A 17909-nucleotide genomic window follows, 5' to 3' on the forward strand; every position below is an offset into this window, starting at 1 on the left:
TATACTGAGCTCATTTTTAAATCTTTCTATTGTCATCTCCCTTAACCTTGCATGATTGGAAAATGATATAGAATTTAGGAAGTAACTATGAAATAACTCGCCATATGGAAAAGCGCTACTTATTCACCAGATATTATTGTTTACCCTGTTTATGCAATATTACATATAAAAAAGAGAAGAACACTGGTGAGTTCTTCTCTTTTTGTTTATCTTTTTTATTAAATTGTAATATAATTACAGTATGTGAAATTATACTAATTTAACTTTAAAAGCGAAGTGAGCATAATCGTCACTTCGCTTTTTGCATGTACAATCCTTATTACATGTACTAAATTCAGTATATACTTCCACATGACTTGCTTTTATTTAATCGGTTTCGCTGTTTTTAAAACGAATGAACTTAATGCAGGAACTTTAATTTTATTATTATGGACAACATAAATTGTTTTACTACCTGCCTGCTTACCATCTGCTAGTACTTTCCAAGGACCTTTCGATGGAAGCGTTATGTCAACAGCCTCTCTATTTGCATTGTGTGCCACCATAAAGTTTTCATTTTTATTCCCATTGCCCTTTCCATCTATTGAATAAGCCACAACATTTTTGGGAGCATCTATAAATGATATATGCTTTTTAATTTGCTCAGTAGATGTCATTCGAAAAGCTGGGTACTTTTTGCGTAAATCTATTAAGCCCTTCATATAATCTACTTCATTATTATATGCTGCACGGCGTAACCAATCCATCTGGTTAATTGAATCAGGAGATTTGTAACTGTTATGATCACCATATTTCGTGCGCATAAACTCTTGCCCTGCATGTAAAAATGGAATTCCTTGTGATGTTAATAAAATTGAAGAAGACAATTTGTGCATTTGTTTTCGCACTTCTGCACTGTCACCTGGATTAGTTAACTCAAGTTTATCCCATAATGTATGATTGTCATGTGCTTCCACATAAGTTAATACCTGTTCCGGATCTTGATAGGTAGACGAATTTGTATCGTAGTCAATACCTGCCGTAATACCTTTTTTAATACGATCTTCCATGTTTTCCTTTCCATTTATAAAACCATTTTCCTTTTCCTCAAATACACTACCTTTCAATCCATCACGTATATTATCGTTAAAATGAGCAATCCCTTTCATTTTTTCTGCATTTTTTTGATTTGCTTTCAATTTAGCTGCAAGAGGTGTATTTAAATCCCAACCTTCCCCATGCAGAATAATAGAAGGGTCAATTTGATTAACAGCTTTACGTATTTCATTCATCGTTTCATAATCATGAATGCCCATTAAATCAAAACGGAATCCATCTAAATTGTATTCTTTTGCCCAGTATGTTACAGAATCAACCATAAATTTCCTCATCATTTTTCGTTCTGAAGCAGTATCGTTTCCTACTCCAGTTCCATTTGCAAATGTTCCATCTTCATTGTAACGATAATAATAACCTGGAACTAACTTATGAAAATTAGATTCAGCAGCACTATACATATGGTTATATACTACATCCATCACCACACGAAGATTATTATCATGCAGTGTTTGAACCATTTGCTTTAATTCAGTTATTCGAACAGTCGGCTCATAAGGATTTGTAGAATAGGAGCCCTCTGGAACGTTGAAATTTTTCGGGTCATATCCCCAGTTGTATTGCGGTTCATTTAAAGTTTCTTCATTTACAGAAGCAAAATCAAATATCGGTAAAAACTGAACGTGAGTAACACCTAGATCCTTTATATGATCAAGTCCTGTTTTTACACCTTCTGGCCCTTTTGTTCCTTTTTCTGTTACACCTAAATACTTCCCTTTCTGTTTAATATCACTTTCAGGTTGGATGGAAAGATCGCGTACATGTAACTCATAAATAATAGCATCTTCCGGATTTTTAAATTTTGGCTTTTTGTTTGCTTTCCATTTTTTCGGATTTGTTTCTTCTAAATTAACAACCGCACCTTTATCCCCATTTACAGAAGCAGCACGCACATACGGATCAACTGCTTCAGTCCACTTATCACCAATTTTGACTTTATACGTATAAAAGAGCCCTTTTTGGTTCCCCTTTAGTTCTGCAGTCCAAGTTCCTTTGTCACTTTGCTGCATGTTTATTTCAGCACCTATTTTATCGTTCCAGTTTTTATATGTAACTAACTTCGCTTCGCTTACAGTAGGAGCCCATAAACGGAACTTTGTATGTTGCGCGGTATATGTATTCCCTAAATCGTTACCACTATAATAAAATAAATTATCAAATTCCTCGCTACGAATGACTTTACCAATTTCAGTATTCGTATCAGCTAAGTTTTCTATTTTAACTTTGTATGTTTGTTTTAAATCAATTTTCTGTTCCGTAATTATTTTAACCTTATTAGTAATATCTCCACTGTTTATATCATAAGGACTAATATTCTTAATTTTAATGCCTTCAATTTCAATTTTCTTTTCCTTAATATTAAACGGGACATTAGTCGTTACAGTAATTTCATGGAAACTATCAATAGTTGCTTTTTGAATTGAGAGATCCGATGAAGGCTTAGAGTTATATACTTTTTCATCACCCGAAAGAATCCATACTTCAGCACGACCGTCCTTTATATTTTCAATCCAACGATCCCCACCATCTTTTTCCCATTCATTTGTTCGAACTATAAATCCTACACGATTATAGTCACCGTCTATTTTTATCTTAGCGTATTTTCCAAATTCATCTTCACCAGTAAATTCATAAGATGTACCATTCGCATTTTTTCCCCATAACCAAAGATTCCAGTCTTTTGTATTTCCAAGCTTTTCTTTGTAATGAATGATAATTTCAGTTGTTTTTGAATTTGAAACTGCCTTCACACTCTGAAAAGGGAAAACAGATGATAACATAACGATTATAGTAAGGAATAAAACTGATTTGTTAATTAATCTTTTTGTCATTTGCACCACATACACCCTTTCTTTAAATAGTACGAGCGATTTATTATGCGCGTCTAAATTACACTGCTTAAATTAATTTAGAAATCTCTTGTACTTCACCCCCATATTGGCTATTTTCACGTCTGTATTTCAATGATCTTTTAATACGAAAACGTTTGCATTAAAACTTAAAAAAATAGATTTCTTTATGCCTTCATATATTTGTAAATACTAAAAGATCAGGGAAATCATTTTAAAGCAATCGTTTGTTATCGCTTTCATTCTATAGCACTTTCTATTAAGAGGTCAATATATTATTAATTTTCTGTTTTTATATACTTTTAACCTTATATATTTTTCGCAACGTATTGAAGATAGACAGCCTAATTATCGCTTAGTAAGTTTATGTTCAATAATGCATTGCTGCATAATAAAACAGCTAATATCCTTAAAATGATATTAGCTGTTTTTCATAATGTATTAATATACGAATGATAACTATATTTCTAAATTACTTAATTTTTGCTGCATCAAATGCTTTTTGAACTGCTTGAACTTCAGCTGTATTCGCACCATATTTATTAGTTGCCACTCGAATACATGCAGACTTCAATTCTTTGAAATTAGAAGTCATGTTTAACTCATCTGTATTTGCATAATAGAAAATATCAAACATTTTATCTTCACCAATTCCTTTAACAGTTACTCCGTTATGAGTTCCGCCTTTTGCAATGAGATACGCAACTTTATTAATAATGCTTGAATTAAAATGAACGCCGCCTTGATCCCAGCCATTAAAATCGTTAAATTCACTGTAATCATCTGGATAAGGTACTCCAAGTGAAGATGGCACAGAAGCTGGGTTTTCCATATCACGGAAAACAGATCCGGTTTGTTCTCCCATTGTCCAGTTAAATGTTCCGTTATTTACGTATTTCTCAATAGATGTTCCCATAATATCAGATAGCGCCTCATTAATCGCGCCAGATTCACCGTAATATTCAAGATTAGATTCGCTAGAAGTAACAGCATGTGTAAATTCATGTCCAGCTACGTCATATGCTTTAACGATAGGATCGCCATATACAAGCATACTTCCATTATTAGCACTTAATGCATTCTGCCAATTTTTCGGATCATTCGTATCTTCAGAATCCCAAGCATGTACAACTGAAACTACCTTTTGTCCCTTATTATCAAAACTATTACGCTTGTATTTATCTTTATAAAAATCAAATACCTTTGTTGCTAAGTAATGAGCACTTACTGCTTTTGGATCGTTAAATGTTGTTGAAGTACTAGTTGCTAATGTACCAGGATAATAGCTTTCTTCTTTAGTAATATCTTTGTAATTCACATCATAAGTTTCAATACCTTGCCCTCTTGTATAATCAGCAAGCGCATATTTGCCATTACTTTGTTTAGAAATACCAAATGAACGAGAAATACCTAAATCATCTTTTCCTGTTCCAGTTAATGATGTAAGACTGCTTTTTTTACTTTCCTTTAAGGCTCCAACTAGTTTTTCACTTGCTTTTAAGTTAGATTCTTGTACCATATTTTTTAACATATCGCCATTTTGCGCATTTACTAAATAAGTTCCAGAAACATAGTTTGGTGTTGCAGCTTCAAATGTAACTTGGTATGCATTGCTAGCTTGTCCATTATTTTCATCAACAAAAATAACTTCCTTAATTTCTGGTTCAGAAATAAACTTGATATCGTTCCCGTACTTCGTAAAAATATATTGTTTTGCTTCATCTTTTGATAGATTAATAGGTTTTTTCAATTCTTCTTGTTTTAAATTTTGCGCGCTATCACCTGAAACACTTTTAATAACCCCTTTATTATCTACGTGTGCAGTTAATTGATGGCCATATACTTCTTTTCCTTCATATGTTTGCTGCATACGTACAAGTGTAGTTCCATCATACGAACCACGTTTTTGAAGGACTTTATAATCTACTCCTGCTTCTCCATTGACTTGTTTTTGGGACAGAGCTTGCTCTGTTTTCTCCTTAAGTGCATCCTTTACTACATTTTCTGGTGTCTTTTGTGACGGTTGTGTCAGTTCACCCGAACGGAACGATTCTTCCTGAATTTGAACTTGTAGTTGATCTGTTTCCTCTGCATGACCTATTCCATATGGTGCCACAGCTGTTAAAGCTAATCCTGTTGTTAATGCTACCTTAGTTAATGTCTTTGTGTTTTTCATTTTTTCACCTCGTATAATTTTTGAAATAGAAAGCTTGTACAAAGTATACTGTCTATTCATGTCGAAAAAAAGAGAAAATACAAAATTTATGTAATATTATGCAAAATTACATAAATTGTGGTCAATATTGTAAATAATGAACGGAACACATATGTACATTAATTTGAATAAAAAAAGAGTCCTTTTTGGCAGCGCTCATCCAATTGGTTAGTTATTAATTACCTATATTTATTCTAATAAAAGTACAGTTACATCTAAATAACAACATAAAAACCCACTCTTTACTATTGTAAGAGTGGGTTTAATGTTATTAAAATAACAATTACTATAAGAAACCTTATAATTTATATTTTTTAGTAATCCTACTAAGTTTTTTATAAAGTTCACCTTTTGTCTTTGTATGATTAAACTGATTTGGATTAATATTAGCTTTTTGTGAGAGTGCTACAATCTCTTCTTTAGTAATTGAATCTTTAGTATTTATAGATGCTATATTTGTATATTTTCCATCTTCTGTTTTTGGGATTTCTAAAATCCCTTTATTTACAAGATCAACTACAGCTTTATGCTCTGAAGAATGTGTATCTACACCAGTAATTTTCCAATTACGCATAACTTTTGGCGTGTATACACCGTTCTTTACCTCTTTTAAATATGTAATAGCAAGGTTACGAATGGTTCCACCTGTTTCTCCGAATGCATTCTCTTGTTTAGATGACCAAGTTTGTTCAAATTTACGTCCCTCTAAAGCTCCCCCTTTTGCCTGTAGAGCCTCCATTCTATACGCATTCATTCCTAGCGTCATAACATCGCTCATTTTGATTGGTTTATTTGTACGAATAGAGCGCAAATTTGTAATTCTACTTCCATATGGTTTTGTTAAGTCAATTTCGTATTTTACGCCTCCAAAGAAATCGTTCGTACTGTATTTAGACGCGCGACGGTTTTTATCAAAGCTAACTGTCACATCTCCAGCACGAGATGAGTTAAAATATCCTGCTGCCCATTCCATATAGTCTTTTAAATCTTTTCCAGTTATCTTGTAAACTGTAATTTCTCCCAAAGCATATTGATAATTATACGCAATATCTTTCTTCTTTATAGGCCCTATATCCAAACGGGCAGAATCATTATCAATTTGATGGGCTACTACATCCGCTTTACTGTAATGGAGCATAACTTCATGAAAGAAATCTGATAAAGGTGTCTCTTGAATCTGCACACTTGGAATACCCTTTATTTCATTTTCAGGAACAAGGTTTCTCCCCTTTAATTGAGCAACTACAACATTTGCATCTCCTCTTGCATACTCATGAAAAGGTGTTAATGTTTCTTCAAGTGCAGAATCAGATAATACTGTTGTTCCATCAGCATTTTTTACAGGTATAGCGGTAGCTGTTTTATCTTTTAAAACAAGCTTTCCATCTTGCTTTGTAAAAGTAAGGTCAATACGTGAAATATGCGTTCCATATTTATCTGGTTCTGTAATAATTACGCCATTTACAACTTCTTTTTTTACAAGTTTATGCATATGAGCCGCAAAAATAGCGCTTAGTTCCGGACAAGCATTCGCAATATCTTGAACACCAGTACCTGGGATTCCATTCTCATTTTCTAGTCCCATATGCATAACCCCTACCATTACATCTACTTTACCTTCTAATTCTTTAATTGCCTTTTTTGTCTCTTCTACTGGATTTTTCACTACTAAACCATCCAAATGATCTGTCCCTTTTTCAAAATCACTAATCATTGGTGTATTCATACCAATAATCCCCACTTTAATTCCACCTTTTTCAACAATCGTATATGCAGGAAGAAAACGCTCTCCATTTTCCTTATAAATATTTCCTGCTAACGTCTTTCCTTTATATTGCTCACTAACTTTTTTCAATGTATCTAATCCAAAGTTGAATTCATGATTTCCAAATGCCCAGGCGTCATATCCCATTGTATTCATCGCTACCATCATTGGCGATTGTGGCTTATCGTTGAATAATTCTACTGAGTTTCCTTGAATTGTATCCCCGGCATCTACTAATATGGTATTTGGATTTTCTTGACGTACCTTCTTTATAACGGTATAAAGCTGCGTCAAACTTCCACTCATATTTGCTCCATCAAGCGCATAATCCCAAGGCATAAATCTACCATGAATATCTGCAGTACCTAACAATGTAATGTTAACATCAGATTCCTCAGCCTTAGAAATAGCTGGTTTGACTGTTACTGCTGTTACAAGAAGCATAAGAATAATAAAATAGCATACATAGTTCTTCCATTTCATTTTTTGCATAATAACAATATTTCTCCCCTTTTTGTACTGGCATAAAGTTGCTTGAACTTTAAAAATGTAACTTATTATTCGGAAAAATTCAACTACAAAAGATAATTTTGGAGGTGGTTTTACTGTGAAAATATAGAGAATCAAATGCATATTTCCCCTAACAGAATAGTATGTTATCGTTTTCTAACAAAATACTTCTTCCTCCAACGTGTGAAGAGCGCTAAACCAACGGTAGATGTATATGTGCTTTCAAAATTTTGGACATATAACTCATTTTCGGATTTCATTACCAATTTACTTCCTTCTATATGAAAATACTGAGATCACTTCCAAAAATAATAACCCCGCTCTTCATTTAAGACGGGGTTCCACTTATACAGCAAATCGGATTCAGTTTTTTTTCGAATGTTCGTTTCCTCTTCAGGAGTAAGATCTGCTAGTTTCGTATTTTCTTCTGCTTATTAGTTGCGTTCAACTACATTCATCATAATTTTAATCAGGATTTGAATTTTATCACTCGAACCCTTGATACTATCCCAAATCGCCCAATAAAAAGATAATGATTTTTACTTTTCAACTTCACAAAGCAATTTTATCTCTTTAATTTGTTCTATATGACGCTGTTCATGCAAATAGATCAGTTCTATCCACTGATCTAGAAGTAATTCTCCAAGAGCTGGATGCATCACTGATTTTTTCGCTAATATAGATTCATCTTCTATTGTACGCAGGAAACGCATCAATTCTTTTCTAGCGTTGTTTAACAAATCAATCATTTGCTGTACTTCAAATGTTTCTATACTTGGTTCAATCATTTCTGGAGCTATAAATTTTATCGATCTATCTAATACAATAGCGTGAATTTCTTTACGCTCATTTTGGATACTATCCATCTTTTTTAATCCTGACGAAATAACTGTTATAACTCTCTCGTCTAATAAAACTAAGTGATGACAAACTTGTGCTATACTCCATTTATCCTGATCTGGTTTTCTATTAAATTGAGCATCACTTAACAAAGTAATTTCCTCAAATAATTGCTTTCTCGTTTCATCAAACTTGTCATTTACAAATGTATTCATGTGAATTCTCCTTTCATTAGAACCTACATACTTAGATTCCTACGTTAGAAATATTCTCTATAGAAAAAAGATTTTCCTTCACTACTATTTCAATCAAATCTTTTCTTGCTTTAATAGTTTCTCTAATTCACGACGAAATATATGCGTTTTCTCAAAATCCTTGAGGTTTTCATGTGCTACAGCTACACCATAATACTTTCCACTGAATCCTTTCGATACAACTACGTAAAACGTTCCTAATTATCAATCTAGCATTAAGTAAATGTAAAAAATCACCCTATTTATTCATTTTTCATGCGTATGTATGTACATTTGTTAATTTATTCGATATATTATGGGTATTGAATGATTACGAAAAGATAATAGGTCGCTCGTATAACACCTTATATTTTTATATCCGTGAAAACTGCAAAATGTATGAAATTCCATTTGTCAAATGAATTTAATGCGGAAGGAGGTTTGTGGTTACTTCATCGGGATATAATAATCAGTTTTGAACTGATAAAAATATAGGAGGCGACATAATGTTTCGTACGATTTCAAATTTCATGAGAGTAGCTGAGATAAGAAACAAAATTCTTTTTACACTAGCGATGCTAATTGTTTTTCGAATTGGCACATTTATTCCAGTTCCTCATACTAACGCAGAGGTATTAAAGGTACAAGATCAAGCCAACGTTTTAGGTATGCTAAACGTATTTGGTGGAGGAGCATTGCAACACTTCTCGATCTTCGCTGTAGGTATTACACCATATATTACAGCTTCCATCATAGTACAATTACTACAAATGGACGTTATACCTAAATTTTCGGAATGGGCAAAGCAAGGTGAAATGGGCCGTAAGAAGTCAGCTCAATTTACTCGATACTTTACAATCATTCTTGCATTCATACAATCCATTGGGATGTCTTATGGTTTTAATAATATAGCAGGTGGGCAATTAATAACAGATCAAAGCTGGACTACATACTTATTTATTGCGACAGTTTTAACAGCAGGTACTGCATTTTTACTTTGGTTAGGTGAACAAATTACCGCTAATGGTGTTGGTAATGGGATTTCAATGATTATCTTCGCAGGACTTGTTGCGGCAATTCCGAATGTTGCTAATCAAATTTACTTGCAACAATTTCAAAATGCAGGCGATCAATTATTCATGCACATAATAAAAATGGTTTTAATTGGACTCGTAATTTTAGCGATTGTTGTTGGTGTCATTTACATTCAACAAGCTGTTCGTAAAATACCCATTCAATACGCTAAAGCTGTATCAGGAAACAATCCATATCAAGGAGCAAAAAACACTCATTTACCACTTAAAGTAAATAGTGCTGGTGTAATTCCAGTAATCTTTGCTTCAGCCTTTTTAATGACGCCGCGTACAATTGCGCAGCTCTTCCCTGATTCAGGCGTATCCAAATGGTTAGTCGCAAACCTTGATTTTGCACATCCAATTGGAATGACGCTTTATGTCGGTCTTATCGTTGCTTTCACATACTTCTACGCATTTATTCAAGTAAATCCTGAACAAATGGCTGAGAATTTGAAAAAGCAAAACGGTTATGTTCCTGGTATTCGTCCTGGTAAAGCGACAGAGCAATATGTAACCAAAATTTTATACCGTTTAACATTTATCGGTGCAATTTTCTTAGGTGCAATTTCAATATTACCACTCGTATTTACGAAAATTGCTACGTTACCACCTTCTGCTCAAATTGGTGGTACAAGCTTACTTATTATCGTCGGTGTAGCACTAGAAACGATGAAGACGTTAGAAAGTCAACTTGTGAAACGTCATTACAAAGGGTTTATTAAAAAAGTGAATTAATTATAAAAACACAGTTGGTTATTTTCCCAGCTGTGTTTTTGATTTTACTAGCCCGGTAATATACAGGGCCGTTACATTATCCAACTACATTTCCTTCTCTAATAACCGTCCTTGTTTGAAATAAGTCCGTAGTGTTGAACGATTGGCCAAAAATACACCTATCAATATGAAACAAGCACCTATACCCATTGCAGGATTTAATGGTTCTCCTAATACAATATATCCTACAATAATTGCTATTAATGGTGATACATATAACCACGTCGATGGGAATACAGGATTTGTTTTTGATAAAAGCCAGTAATATAATCCGTGCCCACCAATTGATCCGATAAATATGAGGTATAAAATAGGCCACTGTACGCTCCATGAGGTTAATACAGTTACATTCGGCTGCTCTACTATGAATGATACGATTAGTAGCAAAATCCCTCCATAAAACATTTGAATACCATTAATAAGAAATGGTGATACACTTCGTAAATCCGAAAGTATTTCTTTTGAGCGAATAGAACCTATTCCGTAAAATAACTCCCCTACTACTAAAATAATACAAGCAATACTCCATATGAAACTTACTTCTTGATGTATTCCTGGTAAAGAAACAAAAACAACACCTATTAACGCAATAATTAAAGCGAAAAATTGCTCCTTTTGCAATTTTTTCTTATTTCTTCTTGCTTGTAATAATAAAATCATCATAGGACCTGTTGCAGAAAGTACAGCAGCTAACCCAGAAGAAATATATTGTTCAGCCCAGTACAAAGATGCGAATGTCATGAACGTTAAACAAAAGCCAGCATACATAATACGTTTTGAAAATACATGCGGCATAATTTCTTTTCGCTTCAACTTAAATATAAACATCAAGATTACTCCTGCTAAAAAGAAACGAATTCCTGCTGAAAATAATGGAGGCGCTCCTGCTTCAATTCCGATTTTTATCGTTAAAAATGTTGTGCCGAAAATAATGCATACTAAAATATAATTAAAAATGACCATTTTTCTTCCTCCTTTTTACTCTTAACATGAGTATAGAGGGTTTCGTGTATAACAGTGTATCTATGCTTATAACAGTTACATCAAATTGTAGTTGATTCTCTTTATTTTTTTCGCTTTAATTAAATAAAAAAGAAACAAGGTGAAGCCATGAAGATTGTAATACGGAAAGAATCCAACATACCGTATTATCAACAAATATATATGCAAATTGTTGAAAGAGTACAAAGTGGCATGCTTTCATATGGTGACTCCCTTCCATCATTACGTTGTATGGCCGAAGATTTACAAATTAGCTTATTGACTGTTCGTAAGGCGTATAAGCAGCTAGAAACGAAAGGATATATACGCATCGAGCAAGGAAAAGGCGCTTATATATATAAACGTGTAAAGAAAGAGTTCAAAACTATTCCTTATAAATGGCAACAAACGAAAACTATTAATGTTATGCGTTCTCAATATGCAATGAATCAACACCGAAAATATTATGATTTTTCACAAGCGATTTTATATCCACGTCTATTACCAAATCCATTTCTAGCAGACGAAATGCACAAATTGCTGGATAAAAATCCGATGTTACTAGCAACTTATGGACCTATTCAAGGCGATTATGAACTTCGAGTTGAAATAGTTAATTATCTAAAAGAACATCAGAAATTAGTGACAGACCCCTCTCAATTATTAATTACAAGTGGTGCCCAGCAAGGAATTGATTTGATCGCTCAAACATTATTAAAACCTGGAGATATAGTATTAGTAGAAAGCCCTTGTTATGGCGCAGCACTTGATGTTTTTCTCAACAAAGGAGTGCAGATTATACCTATTAGTCTTGATAAAAACGGCATTCGCTCAGATTTAATAGATGACCTTTGTCAAAGAAAGAATCCTGTTTTGTTATATGTGAATCCTACTTTTCAAAACCCAACAGGTACAGTAATGAGTAAAGAACGGAGATTGGAACTTATAGAACTAGCGGAGTTATATGAGTTTTTTATAATTGAAGATGATTCTTTCGGAGAAATATATTTTGAGGATGCTATAGTTCCTCCTCCAATCAAAAGTTTTGATACGAATGGTCATGTAATATATTTAAAAGGTTTTAGTAAAACGTTAGCACCTGGACTACGTATCGCTGCACTTATAGCCGATGGGCCTATTTTTGAATGGTTATATGCTGTGAAGGGTTCGATGGATATCGGTAGCCCGTTATTAACGCAAAAAGCACTACTTCCTTTCTTACGTGCAGAACGTATGAAAAATCATTTAGAAAAATTACGCACCGCTTTACAAATTAGACGCGATTTAACAATCGCTATATTATCGCCACTAAAAGAAATACACTTTAAAATACCAAATGGCGGCTTTAATTTATGGATTACACTTCCTAATACAATTGATCCTTTTAACTTATTACAAAAAGCAAATGAAGCAGATGTCTCTTTTTTACCTGGAACAGCTTGTCTATTAAATAACGATACAAATAATAACCAATTAAGAATTAGCTATTCCATGTTAAATGAAAAAGATATGGCGATTGGATTAGAGAAATTACATGATACAATACGAAACTTTAATTTTTAAAAGTATGTTCACTAGCCCATCAAACTAAGAAAAGCTAATACCCCAAAATAAAAGTACTTTGGGGTATTATAAAATTATGGAGTACTCCAATTTATCTTTATTCACTACAAGTCAATATACAGCGGCTATCATCATTCCACTTTAATTACAATCTTACCTCTAACATGTTGCCCTTCACTCAAAATATGAGCTTCTCTAACCCCTTCTTCATTAAGTGACACAACTTTACTTATGATCGGTTTGATTTTTCCATGTACAATTAAATTTGATAACTCTTCTAATTGTTTTCCACTTGGTTTTAGCCATAAAAATCCTGATTTTATCCCTTTCACTTTATAATTTGGTTCATGAACAATCGAAACTAGAACACCGCCAGGTTTAATAATTTGAAAACTTTTTTCTTGTACTTCGCCACCGATTGTATCTAATATAATATCAAAATCTGATTGTAGCTCTTCAAATTTATCTTTTTTATAATCAATAACGAGATCCGCTCCTAAATCCTTTAAAAATTCTTCATTTTTACTACTTGCAGTAGTTGCAACAAAAGCTCCAAATGATTTTGCAATTTGGATTGCCAAACTTCCGACACCACCAGCTCCAGCGCGAATAAATACTCGGTCATTTTCTTTTATTTTTGCGTAATCTACAAGACTTTGCCAAGCAGTAAGTCCTGCGAGTGGAATAGAAGCTGCCTCTTCAAAACTTAGGTTAGTAGGCATATAAGTTACTAAATCTGATTTTACCGCAATGAATTCAGAATAAGATCCCTTCCCTATATTTTCAGGTTTCGTAAACACTTTATCTCCTATTTTGAAACCTTCTACCTCTTCTCCAATCTCTTCGATAACTCCAGCTACATCTAACCCTAAAGTAATTGGAAATGAAAATTGCAATTGTTGTTGTAAGTCTCCTTTTCTAGTTTTCCAATCAACTGGATTAACAGATGTTGCGAGAATGCGTATTAATACCTCGTTATATGTAACAACTGGTTTTAAAATTTGTCTTTCTTTTAGTTCTTCAACACTACCATATTGATCAATAACAATTGCTTTCATTTCCTCTCCTCCTTGCTGTTTATTTTAATAACTTACAATTATTTTTCAAAATTTTTTGCTTTGAATGACAATAAACAGGTTTAGAGGTGGTATTTATGCTACGCTATTAATTAATGTGAGTTCCAAATTCAATTTTGTGTACATCTTAGAATCATACAGAGTTTTATTTTCTATGTTTATAATTAAATCCAAAAGAAATGGAGATAACACTATGACCGAAAAGATGATTAAAACAAACGGGACTGATATTTGTACAGAAAGCTTTGGAAATCCTAATAATCCAGCAATTTTATTAATTATGGGAGCTACGTGTTCAATGGTTTATTGGGATGAAGAATTTTGTGAACAGTTAGCTAACACAGGGAAATTTGTCATTCGCTTTGATAACCGTGATGTAGGACGCTCTGTTACATACGAACCTGGAACTTCCAATTATACGGTAACAACTATGGCTGAAGATGCAATTGGAGTGCTGGATGCCTATCATATTGATAAAGCGCACTTATTTGGTATGTCATTAGGTGGCATGATTGCTCAAATTGCCGCTGTAAAACATCCTGAAAGAATTTTAACGTTAACTTTACTAGCAACAAGTGTTATAGGCTCAGATAACAACACTCGCGATTTACCTCCGATGGATGAAAGAATTTTAATACATCACGCAAATGGTGCAAATTTAGATTGGTCAAATCAAAACGCTGTGACAGAGTATTTAGTTACAGGCTCTCGTCTATTGTGCGGCTCAAAACGTTCATTTGATGAAAACAGAGTTTATACACAAGTAAAACTCGAAATAGAAAGGGCTAACAATCTATTAAGTATGTTTAATCACGCTTTACTTCAAGGTGATGATGCTTATGAAGGTGTACTTAGCTCCATACAAGCACCCACATTAGTAATTCACGGAACTGACGATACAGCACTACCATTTGAACATGGTCTCGCACTTATTGATGAAATTCCAAACTCAGCACTTTTAACTCTTGAAGGAGCAGGACATGAAAATCATCCTGATGACTGGAAAAACATTATTCAAGCAGTAACAGAACATACATCTAAAATATAGATAAATAATAAATAGAAGGGGCACAAATTTGTATTGTGCCCCTTCTATTTATTGGACTAGTGGTACACTAACAAAAACCCATCACTGTATCCATATGTATAGTGATGGGCTTACATATATTTTTCTATGTTTAAAAAAATGGACAATCTAATTGATCAACAGATTCCCATGATTTTTTTTTTACACTTTCGGTGGATTTATTCGCTTCTAGTGGTACGTTTTTAAAAGGATTTACTTCGACTTTTAATAAGGATGAGGGCTCCATATATAATGAGAAAACATGGCTACTTGGTAAAGTTTTTGACACATCAATATCTCCTACTTGTTTAAATAATTGCTGTGCTGCAAAGAAAAAGAAATTAGTTGGGTTTGATTGTTTATTAAGCCATGCAAGCATTTCAGGTGATACTGATTTATGAATATTGATTTTCACTCGATCACCACGTTTATATCGCCTAGATCGCATGTTTCCACCAACTAACTTATCGTTAAGTTTGTAAACCCTAACTCTTTTTGTTTATGTTCTCTATACTTTGGCGAACAAGTGTAGACTAATAATCCTCTTGCATTTGTAAATAGTGGATTATCTACAAAGATAACATTTGTTAAACGCCCTTTTTGTTTTAAAATCATTTTCAAGCTATTTTTAATGATAACTGCGCCCCCACCATAAATAAACACGTATGGATCGTCTTTCATATCATCAATTTTATTAATAATATCAGTTGCGACGCGCGCAGCTAAACCTAATAATGCTGGTTGTGATTCCTCAACTAATAATGCATTCCTAGGATGTTTATCATTTAAATAAATTTGATTGAATTCTGTAATACTATCAATCGTCTTTGTTGGATACTTCCGGTTCCATCTCGTAATAATTTGTAGTAACGTTTCTTTTACACCGTACGATAATCCTTTACTTAATTGCGGACGGAAATTTACCCCTAACGAAACAACTTCTTCTGTTGTCCCCGCACCAATATCAAAAGACAATAAAGTTTTATCAACAAAATCAATTTCTGAAACTTGATTTTGTTCACATTCTATTTTATGTTTCACAACATTTCCTTCTTCATCATATACAATGCCCCACGTCCCAGAAGCGCCCTCAGGCAGGCATTTACAAAACTCAATAGAAACATTAATAGTAACATCACGACCGTTCGGATAATGGAAAACAACCTTGTGATTTCCCATATAACGTTTTGCATTTTCGGCAGCTATTTCTTGTGTAATAAGCTGCATAGGAAGAGCGACAGATAAATCATATCGAATGTTAATATGACTAGAAGTTGGACTTTGACGCATAGCACTTACTGCTAAACCCGATAGTATTGTAATAACCATTAGCTCATCCGTCGACTTATTCGATTTCTTCTCCACTTCAGTACCTTTTAATTGATCTTGAATCACTTTTTCTCCAACGATGTACCGTACATTATTTAACATTAGCGATGGAGAACTAATGGTCACATCGATATGATTTTCTAATTCAGATAATGACACATCTCCCTCATCTAACAATCCTGTAGGCTCACCTATATATAAAGAATAAATACTCGGAATAAAAATAGGGTCTTGCCCTTTCACCATTAACTTCAAACCGTTATTTCCTGCATCTGCACCAGCTTTTAAAAGTATAGACATAACTACCCCCTAAATTAATCTGACATCCCTTCCAAATATATGCGAGCCTATTCTTTTACATTCAAATGTAATGTAATTTTTTATTTATCATTAAAACAAAATACTATATACATTTGCCTTGCTTGTAAAAAGTATTTGACATGAACCTTTTCCAATTTTATACTATAAATGTAAAGAATTTTTTACAATCGTGGGGGTGTTGTTCTAATATGAATCGTAAAAAATTCATTTTAATAACAATTGTTTTATCATTAGTCGGAGTACTTATACACGGAGCTTATAAATACATCAATGGAGGTGTAATTTTAGGTGGAACAATTTTTACAAGCGCTTTAATACTTAGCTACCTCATCAATCATATTACATGGGGAGATCCCCACGGTGTATCAGAAGAAAGTCAGGATGAAATGGGACAGCAAATTACATATAAAAGCTTTAAAATTGCGTATTTTGTACTTGTAGTTGTATTGTTCCTTCTATTACTCTTCTCGGAAGGTTTTTCTATGGGTTCCAATTTAGATGGAGTTAAAAACCTACCACTGTTTATCGCACTTTGTTCTTCATTCTTTATTTATCCTATTGTCGAACTCATAGTTGCAAAACAATATAAATAAAAGATGAGGTTTTCTATATATAGAAAACCTCATCTTTTTATATTTACATACCCTCTACAATTACTTTTAATTTATTAACAGTTCGCCAATTCCTGACTGTAGCTGGTTTATGTAACTTCTGAAATTGGTTCATTAATTTAGAATTCCGAATGCTATTTTTGAAATACAAATATACAACCTTCTCATCTATATAGCAATCTTCAAGTTCACTTTTGTACATAAGTAACTGCTTCCTCTCATCTTCAGAAAATGGATGAGCTAAAAATGCAACGTGTATACTTTCTCCTTCTAACAAAGCATCCGCCTTATAAGGGGAATATTTTATAGTGTTTATAAATTCTTCATTTGTTTTTAGGATGACTGGAACATCAAAATTAAATTCCCTTTTAATTTCAAATTCAATTTTTACTTTTAGAGCGTTTATATCTTCCTCAGATTCAAACACGATATTACCGCTTTGAATATATGTTTTCACTTGTTTTAATCCTATTGATTCAAACAATCGTTTTAAATCTGCCATTTTGATTATTTTATGTCCACCTACATTGATTCCCCTTAGTAACGCAATATAAATTGTCATATCATTACTCCTCGCATATTCATTGACCTTTCAACTATATAT

13 protein-coding genes are annotated in these 17909 nt (G+C 33.3%); 4 read left to right on the forward strand and 9 right to left on the reverse strand.

What is annotated here, in order from left to right; genetic code table 11:
• Positions 1-362: 362 nt before the first annotated feature.
• The 4 genes from pulA to DPQ31_RS13310 form a co-directional block, all read right to left on the reverse strand.
• On the reverse strand, positions 363-2933 hold the full coding sequence (gene pulA / locus DPQ31_RS13295) for a type I pullulanase (protein ID WP_208732029.1): 2571 nt from the start codon (positions 2931-2933) through the stop codon (positions 363-365).
• 484 nt (positions 2934-3417) lie between these two features.
• The gene (locus tag DPQ31_RS13300; protein WP_097958944.1) at positions 3418-5121 is read right to left on the reverse strand and encodes a M4 family metallopeptidase; all 1704 of its coding nucleotides are present in this window, start codon (positions 5119-5121) and stop codon (positions 3418-3420) included.
• Between the two features lie 337 nt (positions 5122-5458).
• Positions 5459-7417: a bifunctional metallophosphatase/5'-nucleotidase gene (locus DPQ31_RS13305; protein ID WP_098711362.1), complete on the reverse strand. Its 1959-nt coding sequence runs from the start codon at positions 7415-7417 to the stop codon at positions 5459-5461.
• Between the two features lie 557 nt (positions 7418-7974).
• Positions 7975-8490: a DinB family protein gene (locus tag DPQ31_RS13310; RefSeq protein ID WP_001091625.1), complete on the reverse strand. Its 516-nt coding sequence runs from the start codon at positions 8488-8490 to the stop codon at positions 7975-7977.
• Positions 8491-9014: 524 nt separating this feature from the next.
• Here DPQ31_RS13310 and secY point away from each other — a divergent pair.
• Positions 9015-10319 carry a preprotein translocase subunit SecY gene (gene secY, locus DPQ31_RS13315; protein WP_000490108.1) on the forward strand — a complete coding sequence of 435 codons (1305 nt, stop codon included), beginning with the start codon at positions 9015-9017 and terminating at the stop codon, positions 10317-10319.
• An 84-nt stretch (positions 10320-10403) separates the two neighbouring features.
• Here the strand turns inward: secY and DPQ31_RS13320 are convergent, their stop codons facing one another.
• Positions 10404-11321 (reverse strand): DMT family transporter, encoded by a 918-nt coding sequence (locus DPQ31_RS13320; protein WP_098711315.1) that lies wholly within the window; start codon positions 11319-11321, stop codon positions 10404-10406.
• Between the two features lie 147 nt (positions 11322-11468).
• On the opposite strand from DPQ31_RS13320, the gene DPQ31_RS13325 reads away from it, so the two are divergent.
• Positions 11469-12902 (forward strand): MocR-like pyridoxine biosynthesis transcription factor PdxR, encoded by a 1434-nt coding sequence (locus DPQ31_RS13325; RefSeq protein WP_000706565.1) that lies wholly within the window; start codon positions 11469-11471, stop codon positions 12900-12902.
• Between the two features lie 131 nt (positions 12903-13033).
• Here DPQ31_RS13325 and DPQ31_RS13330 read toward each other — a convergent pair whose 3' ends face one another.
• On the reverse strand, positions 13034-13960 hold the full coding sequence (locus DPQ31_RS13330; protein ID WP_199631640.1) for an NADP-dependent oxidoreductase: 927 nt from the start codon (positions 13958-13960) through the stop codon (positions 13034-13036).
• A gap of 211 nt (positions 13961-14171) precedes the next feature.
• On the opposite strand from DPQ31_RS13330, the gene DPQ31_RS13335 reads away from it, so the two are divergent.
• The gene (locus tag DPQ31_RS13335; RefSeq protein ID WP_000136872.1) at positions 14172-15026 is read left to right on the forward strand and encodes a BCA family alpha/beta fold macrolide esterase; all 855 of its coding nucleotides are present in this window, start codon (positions 14172-14174) and stop codon (positions 15024-15026) included.
• A gap of 130 nt (positions 15027-15156) precedes the next feature.
• On the opposite strand, the gene DPQ31_RS13340 is transcribed toward DPQ31_RS13335, so the two are convergent.
• A complete protein-coding gene (locus DPQ31_RS13340; protein ID WP_001257766.1) occupies positions 15157-15492 on the reverse strand; it encodes a hypothetical protein in 336 nt (111 codons plus the stop codon).
• A gap of 11 nt (positions 15493-15503) precedes the next feature.
• Positions 15504-16673: a ParM/StbA family protein gene (locus tag DPQ31_RS13345; protein ID WP_000025613.1), complete on the reverse strand. Its 1170-nt coding sequence runs from the start codon at positions 16671-16673 to the stop codon at positions 15504-15506.
• A 209-nt stretch (positions 16674-16882) separates the two neighbouring features.
• Between DPQ31_RS13345 and DPQ31_RS13350 the strand changes: the two genes are divergently transcribed.
• Positions 16883-17287: a DUF2178 domain-containing protein gene (locus tag DPQ31_RS13350; RefSeq protein WP_001080326.1), complete on the forward strand. Its 405-nt coding sequence runs from the start codon at positions 16883-16885 to the stop codon at positions 17285-17287.
• A 43-nt stretch (positions 17288-17330) separates the two neighbouring features.
• On the opposite strand, the gene DPQ31_RS13355 is transcribed toward DPQ31_RS13350, so the two are convergent.
• A complete protein-coding gene (locus DPQ31_RS13355; protein WP_098711317.1) occupies positions 17331-17867 on the reverse strand; it encodes a DUF1697 domain-containing protein in 537 nt (178 codons plus the stop codon).
• Positions 17868-17909: the final 42 nt, after the last annotated feature.

It is taken from the genome of Bacillus sp. COPE52, assembly GCF_003355115.1.
GTDB classification, from domain to species: domain Bacteria; phylum Bacillota; class Bacilli; order Bacillales; family Bacillaceae_G; genus Bacillus_A; species Bacillus_A toyonensis.